1 protein-coding gene is annotated in these 7,291 nt (G+C 75.8%); it reads left to right on the top strand.

The window, feature by feature from the left end:
- The first annotated feature begins 39 nt into the window (after positions 1-39).
- The gene (locus ACFWI8_RS10025; RefSeq protein WP_387087991.1) at positions 40-7,263 is read left to right on the top strand and encodes an SDR family NAD(P)-dependent oxidoreductase; all 7,224 of its coding nucleotides are present in this window, start codon (positions 40-42) and stop codon (positions 7,261-7,263) included.
- The last annotated feature ends 28 nt before the right edge of the window (positions 7,264-7,291 follow it).

Here is a 7,291-nt window from a genome sequence, read left to right as displayed (position 1 = left end):
GGTCACTTTCAGCAGGCGGATATAGGGGTGTTTGTTGTCATGCCAAGCTCGGCACACGGGCCGGTGAGCGACCCGGAGAACGAGGAGAAGCTCCGTTACTTCCTCAAGAAGACGATGTCCGACCTGCGGGTGGCCAGGCAGCGGCTGGCCCAGGTCGAGTCACGGCTGACGGAGCCCATCGCGATCGTCGGCATGGGATGTCACCTGCCGGGCGGCGTCGAGAACCCCGACGAGCTGTGGGACCTGGTGGCCGGCGGCGTCGACGCGATCGGTGAGTTCCCCACCGACCGCGGCTGGGACCGGTCCGCGGTCTACGGGCCCGACGCGGCGGCCGACGGCCGCCCCACCCCCTTCGAGGGCGGCTTCCTCGACGGCGCCACCACCTTCGACGCCGAGTTCTTCGGCATCTCCCCGCGCGAGGCCGCGGTCATGGACCCGCAGCAGCGCCTGGTGCTGGAGACCGCCTGGGAGACCCTGGAACACGCCGCCGTCATCCCGGCCGACCTGCGCGGCAGCAGGACCGGCGTCTACGTGGGAGTGCGCGCCGCCGACTGGGAGTCCGGCTGGTACCGGGCCCGCGAGGCCGCCGGATTCGGCGTGACCGGCGGCACCCTGTCCGTGCTGTCCGGGCGCGTCGCCTACCACCTCGGCCTCGAGGGGCCGGCCGTCACCGTCGACACCGCCTGCTCGGCGTCGCTGGTCGCCGTGCACCTCGCCGTGCAGGCCCTGCGTTCCGGGGAGTGCGAGCTGGCGCTGGCCGGCGGCACCACCGTGATGACGCAGCCGGCCGAGTTCACGTCCTTCTCCCGGCAGGGCGCCCTCGCCAGGGACGGCCGCTGCCGGGCCTTCGCCGCCGCCGCCGACGGACCCGGCTTCAGCGAGGGCGTCGGCCTCGTCCTCCTGCAACGGCTCTCCGACGCGCGCCGCGACGGACGACGGATCCTCGCCGTCGTCCGAGGCAGCGCCGTCAACCAGGACGGTGCGTCCAACGGACTGACCGCCCCCAGCGGCCCCTCCCAACAGCGCGTCATCCGCCAGGCGCTGGACGCGGCCGGGCTCACCGCGGCCGACGTGGACGTGCTGGAGGCGCATGGCACGGGCACCCGGCTCGGTGACCCCATCGAGGCGCAGGCCCTCCTCGCCACCTACGGCCGCGACCGGCCGGCCGACCGGCCGGCGCTCCTCGGCGCCCTGAAGTCGAACATCGGCCACACCCAGGCGGCGGCCGGAGTGGCCGGGCTGATCAAGATGGTGCAGGCGATCCGGCACGGCCACGTGCCGCCGACGCTGCACGTCGACCGGCCGACCCCCCTCGTCGACTGGGACTCCGGCGCCATCCGGCTGGCCACCGAGGGACGGGCCTGGCCGGAGACCGGCAGGCCCCGGCGCGCCGCCGTCTCCGCCTTCGGTATCAGCGGCACCAACGCCCACGTGATCGTCGAGGAGGCGCCCGTCGACGAGGAGCCGGCGCCCACCGGCCGCGTGACCGCCGCCCCCGGCGCCCCCATGCCCTGGGTGCTGTCGGCCCGCGACCCGCGGGCGCTGCGCGGCCAGGCCCGCCGGCTGCTCGACCGCCTCGACCGCGAACCCCGACCGGAACCCGCCGAGGTCGGCCACGCGTTGGCCGCCACCAGGACCCCGTTCGAACACCGTGCCGTGCTCCGCGGCCGGACGGCCGCCGAGGCGCGCTCCGCCCTTGCCGCGCTCGCCGCCGGCACGGCGGACGCCGCTCTCACGGTCGGCGTCGCCGCGCCGGAGCCCGGCAGGACCGCGCTGCTCCTCACCGGCCAGGGCGCCCAGCGCCCCGGCATGGGACGCGAACTGCACGCCGCCTTCCCCGTGTTCGCCGAGGCCTTCGATGAGGCGTGCGCCGCCTTCGAGGGACTGCTGCCGACGCCCCTTCGGGACGTCGTCCTCGGCGCCGACGGAGCGCCGGGCAGCGGTGCGCTGAGCGGCACCGGCTTGGCGCAGCCGGCCCTCTTCGCCTACGAGACCGCCCTCTACCGGCTCTGGCGCTCCTGGGTGCCGACCGCTCCCGACTTCCTGCTCGGCCACTCGCTCGGTGAGATCACCGCGGCCCACCTCGCCGGCGTGCTGTCCCTGCCCGACGCGGCCCGGCTGGTCGCCGCCCGCGCTCGGCTGATGCAGGACCTCCCGGCCGGCGGCGCGATGGCGGCGGTCGCCGCCACCGAGAAGGAGGTCGCCGCGGAACTCGCCGCCCACGCGACCCCCGCCCGCCCGGCGGTGATCGCCGCCGTCAACGGGCCCTCGTCCGTGGTGATCTCGGGCCACGAGGAGACGGTGACGCGCGTCGTCCTGGCCTTCGCCGACCGCGGCACGTCCACCAGCCGGCTACCGGTCTCGCACGCCTTCCACTCGCCACTGATGGAGCCGATGCTCGACGAGTTCGCCGAGGTGCTCCGCGACCTCACCTTCGCCGAACCCGAGATCCCGCTGGTCACCAACCTCACCGGCCGCGTCGCCGAACCCGGCCGGCTCACCACCCCCCAGTACTGGCTCGACCAGATACGCCAAACCGTCAGGTTCGGCGCCGGCGTCGAGACGCTGCGCGCCGAAGGCGTCACGGCGTTCGTGGAGATCGGACCCGACGCCGTCCTGACGCCCGCCGTCCTGGAGAGCCTCGGCACGGGGCCCGACGCCCTCGCCCTCGCCGTCCAACGCCGCGGGGGCACGGCGCGCGCCCACCTCGACGACGCCCTGACCGCCGCCTTCCTGCACGGTCTCGAGGTCGACTGGACCCGCGCCTTCGACACCGGCGGGACACGCCACCACCTCGACCTGCCCACCTACGCCTTCACCCGTAGCCGCTACTGGCCGACCCCGACACCCGTCGTCGGCGCCCGTGCCACCGTCCCGCATCCCCTGATCGACGGTGTGGTCCGCGACCCGGTCACCGGCCGCCTCGAACTGACCGCGCGGCTCTCCACCGCCGCCGCGCCCTGGCTCGCCGACCACGTCGTGCTCGGCCGAGTGGTGGTCCCCGGCGTCGTCTTCGTGGAACTCGCCCTCCAGGCCGGCCGCGAGGCCGGCTGCCCCGTGGTCGAGGAGCTGGATCTGGAGAGCCCGCTGCTGCTGCCGGCCCGGGCCACCGCCGTCGTGCGGATCACCCTGGACCAGCCGGGACCGACCGGCCGCCGGGCGCTGCTCCTCGAGTCGCGACCGGCGGACGCGGCCCCCGACGCGCGCTGGGTGCGGCACGCCACCGGCACGGTCGTCGCCTCAGCGCCCGCGCCGGAGCCGGCCACCCTGACCCAGTGGCCACCGGCCGGCGCCGTCCCGCTCGACGGTCCGGACCTCTATGAGCACGCTGCCGACTCCGGCTTCTCCTTCGGGCCGTCCTTCCGCGGGCTCGTCGCGGTATGGCGACGCGGAGACGAGACCTTCGCCGAGGTCCGACTCGCCGAGGAACTACGCGAGCGGGCCGGCGGCTACCTGATGCACCCCGTCCTGCTCGACAGCACGCTCCATCCGCTCGGCCTCGACATGGTCGGCGAGACCAGGCTGCCGTTCGCCTGGAACGGAGTGCGGCTCTCCCCGCCGGAGACCACCACGCTCCGGGTCAGGATCGGCCCCGCGTCCTCGGGCGAGGGCCACTCCGTCACCCTGGCCGACGACCGGGGCACCCACGTCGGCGGCATCGACTCCCTCGTGATGCGGGCCGTCACCACCGCCAGGCTCGACGCGGCGATGGACGAGCCGGGCGACGCGCTGTACCGGGTGGCGTGGCAGCCTCTGCCCGCGCGGGACGCCCGCCCGACGCCGGGGCGCCGGCTCGCCCTGGTCGGCCACCTCCCCCAACCCCTCACCGACCTCGCCCCCCACTATCCCGACCTGGCCGCGCTCGCCGCCGTCACCGGGCCGGGGGCCGCCACGTGTCCCGACACCGTGGTCTGGTGCGCCCCGGAACGGCCGGACCTCGACCCGGCGGCCGGCCCGGCGACCGGAGTGCGCGAGGCCCTGCTCGAGATCCAGCGCTGGCTCGCGGACGACCGGCAGGCCTCCTCCCGCCTCGTGGTGCTCACCAGGAACGCCGTCGCCACGGACGCGCCGGAACCGGTCGATCCCGCCGGCGCGGCGATCTGGGGCCTCGTCCGGGCGGCCCAGACGGAACACCCGGACCGCCTCCGGCTCGTCGACTGGGACGGCACCCCCGCCTCGGCCGACGCGCTGCGGCACGCGTTGGACGACGACCGGCCCCAACTCGTCGTCCGCGCCGGCCGATGCCACGCGCCGCGCCTGACCCGCGCCACCGGGCAGCGGCTCACCCCACCCGCCGTGGCGGCCTGGCGTCTCGAACCCGGCCACACCGGCAGCCTGACGACCATCCGGCCGGTGCCCCACCCGGCGGCCGAGGCGCCGCTCACCGGCGGGCAGATCCGGGTCGCCGTGCGGGCGGCCGGACTCAACTTCCGCGACGTCCTCAACGCCCTCGGGCAGCTGCCCACCGCGAGCCCGCTGGGCGCCGAGGGCGCGGGCGTGGTCACCGAGGTCGGCCCAGGCGTCACCGGGATCGCCCCCGGCGACCGGGTGATGGGCCTCTGGCCATCCGCTCTCGGCCCCCAGGTGGTCGCCGACCGACGGCTCGTCCTTCCCGTACCCGAGGACTGGACCCTCGCCCAGGCCGCGACCGTGCCCATGGCCTTCCTCACCGCCTACCACGCGCTCCGGGTTCTCGCCGACCTGCGGCCCGGCCAGACCGTCCTGGTGCACGCGGCCGCCGGTGGCGTGGGCATGGCGGCCACCCAGATCGCCCGGCACCTGGGGGCACGGGTCCTCGCCACGGCCAGCCCCGAGAAGTGGCCCCTGCTGCGCTCGGTCGGCATCGCCGCGAACGACATCGCCTCGTCCAGGTCGCTCGACTTCGAACCGGCCTTCCGACAGGCCACCGACGGGCACGGCGTCGACGTGGTGCTGAACGCGCTCACCGGCGACTTCGTCGACGCCTCGCTGAGGCTGCTGGCCCCCGGCGGCCGGTTCGTCGAGATGGGCGTGACCGACGTCCGCGACCCCCGGGAGGTCGCCGCCGCCCACCCCGGCGTCGGCTACGACGCGTTCCTCGTCACCGACCACGGCCCCGACCACCTCGGGCGGCTCCTCGCCGAACTGCGGGACCTCTTCGCCCGCGGCGTGCTGCGTCCCCTGCCGCTCACCGCCTGGGACATCCGGCGCGCCCCCGAGGCGTTCCGCCAGATGCGCGAGGGCCTGCACACCGGCAAGCTGGTCCTCACCGTCCCCCGGCCCCTCGATCCGGAGGGCACCGTCCTGGTCACCGGCGGCTCCGGCACCCTGGCCGGCGAGATCGCCACCCACCTGGTCGCCAGGCACGGCGTGCGGCACCTGCTGCTGGCCAGCCGGCAGGGCGAGCACGCGCCGCGGGCGCGCGCACTCCGCGACGAACTGGCCGCGAGGGGAGCCCGGGTCACCATCGCGGCCTGCGACACCGCCGACCGCGCCCAGGTCGCCGCACTGCTCGACCTGATTCCCGCGGAACACCCGCTGACCGCCGTCGTGCACACGGCGGGCGTGCTCGACGACGGCGTCATCGAGGCCATGACACCGGACCGCCTGACCGCCGTCCTGGCACCCAAGGTCGGTGGCGCCGCCCATCTGGACGAGCTCACCAGGCGGTTCGACCTGTCGGCGTTCGTGCTGTTCTCCTCCGTCGCCGGGGTGCTGGGCAGCCCGGGGCAGTCCAACTACGCGGCGGCCAACGCCGCGCTCGACGCCCTGGCCGCGCGCCGCGCGTCCGCCGGCCTCCCCGCCACCTCCCTGGCCTGGGGCCTGTGGGCCAAGCCGAGCGGCATGACGGGATCGCTCGACGCGGCCGACCTGGCCCGCGCCCGCCGGCTTGGCGTGGGGCCACTGCCTACCGACCGCGCGCTCGCCCTGCTCGACGAGGCACTCGACCGGGCCGACGCGCAGCTGGTGCCGGCCAGGATCGACGGCGAGGCGCTGCGGGACTCCGCCGCCGGCGGCACCCTGCCGGCCATGCTCGAAGGACTGGCCGGCCGGGTGGCCACCACCGGGGCACCGCGCGACCTGCCGGCCGTGTCGGCTCTGGACGCCCGGCTCGCCGCGGCCCCCGAAGCCGAGCGGCACGCCATCCTGCTGGACATCGTGCGTGCCGAGACCGCCACCGTCCTCGGCCACCCGGGACCCGCGGCCATCCAGCCCGACCAGTCCTTCCAGACCATGGGCTTCGACTCGCTCACCTCCATCGAGCTCCGCAACCGACTCAGCGGCGCGCTGCGGCTGCGCCTGCCGGCGGCCCTCGCCTTCCGGTATCCCACCCCGGAAGCGCTCGCCCGGAGCCTGGCCGAGGAACTGGCCGACACCCCGACCGCGGCCCCGCCGCACCCCGACGCGGCGACCGGCGGCGACGCAGGTCAGGGCCCCGGCCCGGGCGAGCTCTATCGACGGCTCGTCCTCGACGGCCGGGACGAGCAGGCGGAGACGCTGATCGCCAGTGCCGCCGGCGTTCGGGACCGCTTCGAGGCGCCGTCCCGCGCCGTGTACGGGGCGCCCGCCCTGACCCGGCTTTCCTCGGGTGACGAGGTGCCGGAACTCATCGCCCTGCCACCGCTGGCGCCGGTCGACGGGCACGCCCAGTTCGTCCGCCTCGCCGAGCAGTTGCGTGGCCGGGCCGGCCTGTCGATCCTCGCCATCCCCGGCTTCCGGCAGGGCGAGCCGCTCGCGGCCACCCGGGACGTCCTGGTCGGTGCCCTCGTCGAGGAGCTGCGATCCGATGTCGACCGGCCGTTCGCCCTGCTCGGCTACTCCTCGGCCGGGCCGGTCGCCCACGCGGTCGCGGAACGGCTGGAGAGCGAGGGCGCGCCGCCCGCCGGCGTGGTCCTGCTCGACAGCTACATCCGCGACCAGATGACGCCCCGGTTCCGGGCCGCACTCGGCTACGAACTCGTCGAGCGGAGGCGAGAGTTCGCTGCCCTCGACTTCACCACGGTCACGGCCTGCGGCTGGTATGGCGCGATGTTCCACGACTGGCGCCCGGGGCCGCTGCGGGCCAGGACGCTGCTGGTGCGCCCCGAGCACTGCGTGCCCGAGGCCCCGGACATGCGCACCACCGACCTGACCGACTGGCGCACGGTCTGGCCGCAGGAGACGGAGAACGCCGAGGTGCCGGGCGACCACTGCACGATGATGGCGGAGCACGCGGACACCACCGCCGAGTCCGTCCACCGTTGGCTCGCCGAGCTGCGGGTGCCCAGCGCGTCCGTGCGCTGAGCCCACCCACACCATCGGCGGCCGGCCC

Source organism: Streptomyces sp. NPDC127098 (assembly GCF_042722465.1).
Classification (GTDB): Bacteria; Actinomycetota; Actinomycetes; order Streptomycetales; family Streptomycetaceae; genus Streptomyces; species Streptomyces millisiae.
Note: the sequence above shows the minus strand (reverse complement) of the source record. Positions and strands in the feature narration are given on the sequence as shown.